The following is a 3,485-nucleotide window of genomic DNA, read 5'->3' as shown; positions in this document are numbered from 1 at the left end:
TGCAGGAGCTTACGCTGGAGCAAAGGAGTGAACGTGACACTACGTAAAGTTACCCTCGACGACAAGTATGCGCTCGACGCTGGACGGATCTTCCTCACCGGCATCCAGGCACTTGTCCGGTTGCCGCTGATGCAACATCGCCGCGACACAGCCAAGGGGCTGCATACTGCCGGCTATATATCGGGGTATCGCGGCTCGCCGCTGGGCACCTATGACTCGGAGCTGGGCAAGGCGAAGCAATTCCTCGCCGAGGCCGACATCGTATTCGTGCCGGGGGTGAATGAAGATCTGGCGGCAACTGCCGTGTGGGGCACACAACAGGCGGAAATCGGCGGAGAAGGTAAGTACGACGGGGTGTTTTCGATCTGGTACGGCAAAGGTCCGGGGGTCGATCGGAGCGGCGATGCTTTCCGGCACGCCAATCTCGCGGGCAGTTCGAAGCACGGTGGGGTTCTCGTGTTGATGGGCGATGACCACACGTGTGAGTCGTCGTCGACGTGCCATCAGTCCGAATTCGCGCTGGTCGACGCGGCGATTCCGATTCTCAGCCCGAGCGGGGTGCAGGAAGTCCTGGACTACGGCTTGTATGGTTGGGCGTTGTCGCGCTATTCGGGATGCTGGGTCGGTCTGAAGTGTGTGAAAGACACGGCGGACGCTTCAGCGGCCATTGAAGTGGATCTGGAGCGCGTGAATGCTGTCTTGCCCGATGAGGTGGAAATGCCGTCGGGTGGATTGAATCTGCGACAGCCGGACACGCCGCAGGAGCAGGAATACCGGCTGCACAACTACAAGCTGGACGCGGTGCGCGCTTTCGTCCGTGCCAATCGGCTCGACAAGGTCGTGCTCGGCAAAGCCAATCCGCGCATCGGCATCGTCACGCACGGCAAGAGCTATCTCGACGTGCTGCAGGCCATCGACGATCTGAACCTCACCGAGGCGGAGCTGGAGTCCATGGGCGTGGCGATCTACAAGGTCGCGTGCACCTGGCCGCTCGAGCCCGAAGGACTCCGGGAATTCGCCAACGGGCTGGGTCTGTTGATGGTGGTGGAGGAAAAGCGCAGCCTGCTCGAGTCGCAGATCAAGGACATCCTTTATCACGTGCCGAACGCGCCCGCGGTGATCGGCAAGTTCGACGAGCATGGCAAAAAGTTGTTTCCGGTGGAGATGTCACTGAACTCGGTGCAGGTCGCCATCGCGCTCGGAGAGCGCATTGAGCCTCTCGCCGAGGGGAACCGGGTCGCCGAGCGGGTGTCGTTCCTGAGCGAGTTGAGCAATGTCGTGTTCGCTCCCGAGGCGATGCAGCGCAGCTTCTACTTCTGCAGCGGATGTCCGCACAATTCGTCGACGGTGATCCCGCAGGGCAGCAAGGGATATGCCGGCATCGGATGCGGTTGGATGGCGCAAACGATGGACCGCAATACCCTTGGCTATACCCAAATGGGCGCAGAAGGCATGACCTGGGTAGGCGAGGCGCCGTTTTCCAAGCGTGCGCACATGTTCCAGAACATGGGCGACGGCACGTATTTCCACTCGGGGCTGCTCGCCATCCGAGCCGCAATTGCCGCGAAGACCAACATCACCTTCAAGATTCTTTATAACGATGCGGTTGCGATGACGGGGGGGCAGCGTCACGACGGTCAGTTGAGTCCGATGACGGTCACCACGCAGGTGCACGCTGAAGGAATTCGCCGCATTGCGGTCGTCTCGGACGATCCGTCGAAATATCCGGCGGATGCTGGCTGGGCGCCGGGCGTGACCATTCATCACCGCTCGGAGCTCCAGAAGGTGCAGGAGGAGCTGCGCGAGATCCCGGGCGCGACCGTGCTCGTCTACGATCAGACGTGTGCCGCCGAAAAGCGCCGGCGCCGCAAGCGCAAGCAGTTTCCGGATCCGGCAAAGCGTCTGGTGATCAATGATCTCGTGTGCGAGGGATGCGGCGATTGTGGCGTGAAATCCAATTGCGTGTCGCTGGTGCCGCTCGAGACCGAATTCGGACGCAAGCGGGAGATCGATCAGTCGTCGTGCAACAAGGACTATTCGTGCAACAACGGTTTTTGTCCGAGTTTTGTGACGGTGCACGGCGGGAACTTGAGGAAATCGGGCACGTTCAAGCCTGATGTGACGGTGTTTCCTGCGTTGACCGAGCCGGAGCTGCCGTCGCTGGAGGAGCGGGTGTTTTCGATGATCGTGACCGGAGTCGGCGGAACCGGCGTGGTGACGATCGGCGCGATTCTCGGCATGGCCGCGCACCTGGAGGGCAAGGGGTGCGGCATCCTCGATATGGCCGGCATGGCGCAGAAAGGGGGTTCGGTGTGGTCGCATATGCGCTTCGGCAAGAGCCCGGCGGCGATCAAGGCGATCCGAATCGCGGCGGGGGGCGTGGATGTCGTGCTCGGGTGTGACATGGTGGTGGCGGCAAGCCGCAAGACGCTCGCGACTACCCGCCGGGGCACGACTCGTATGCTGGTCAACACGCACGAGGTCATGACGGGCGAGTTCACGCGGCATCCGGATCTCGAGTTCCCGGCGTCGGACTTGCGCGCGGGCATTGCCGAGGCTGTGGGTGAGAATCACGTCGAATTCGTCGACGCGACGAAGTACGCGCTCAACCTCTTCGGCGACACCATTGCCGGGAACATGTTCATGCTGGGCTACGCGTACCAGCGCGGCCTGATTCCGATCAGCGCGGACGCGATCAACGCGGCGATTGAACTCAATGGTGCGGCGGTGACTTCGAACCAGGAGGCGTTTCTGTGGGGTCGCCGGGTAGCGCTTTCGCCCGCGGCGGCGGAAAAGGCGCTCGCGGTCAAGCCGGCGCGCGAATCGCTGCGGATCTCGGAGACGCTTGACGAGATGATCGAACGCCGTGGCGTATTCCTGACTGGATACCAGAGCGCCGCCTATGCGCAACGCTACCGATCGCTGGTGAGCCGGGTCCGGGAGTGGGAGCGGGGCGTGACGCCGAAGCACGATGCCGTGACGCGCGCGGTCGCGAGCGCGTACTTTAAGTTGCTTGCCTACAAGGACGAGTACGAAGTGGCGAGACTGCATTCGTCACCGGAATTCGTCGAGAGCCTGAAGCAGCAGTTCGAAGGTGGCTTCCGGATTGCATTCAATCTTGCGCCACCGTTGCTGTCGGGCAAGGACGAGCTGACTGGCGAGCCGTACAAGAAGGAATATGGCGCGTGGATTCTCCCGGTGTTCAGAGCGCTCGCCAAACTGAAGTTCCTTCGCGGCACGCCGTTCGATGTATTGGGCTATACGGCGGAGCGCAAGATGGAGCGGGGCTTGATCACCCGCTATGAGCAGAGCGTCGACGAGATCCTCCGCCACGGGAATGCAAGCAACCTGCAGACGGTGTTGCGCGTGGCGTCGATGGCCGAAAAGATCCGTGGATACGGGCACGTGAAGGAGCGGAATTTCCAGTCGGTCGATGCCGAATGGAGCAACGCCTTGGCGCAGCTTTCCCGCCCCGCCGTCATTGA

The 3,485-nt window shown here is 61.9% G+C and carries 1 protein-coding gene; it reads left to right on the top strand.

Annotated features, from left to right (window positions below; translation table 11 throughout):
• Positions 1-27 precede the first annotated feature (27 nt).
• Positions 28-3,485, top strand: a 3,458-nt coding sequence (locus tag J3489_RS36995) for an indolepyruvate ferredoxin oxidoreductase family protein (protein ID WP_207005737.1), incomplete at its 3' end; no start/stop codon positions are given.

It is taken from the genome of Trinickia mobilis (assembly GCF_017315705.1).
Lineage (GTDB): Bacteria > Pseudomonadota > Gammaproteobacteria > Burkholderiales > Burkholderiaceae > Trinickia_A > Trinickia_A mobilis.
Note: the sequence above shows the minus strand (reverse complement) of the source record. Positions and strands in the feature narration are given on the sequence as shown.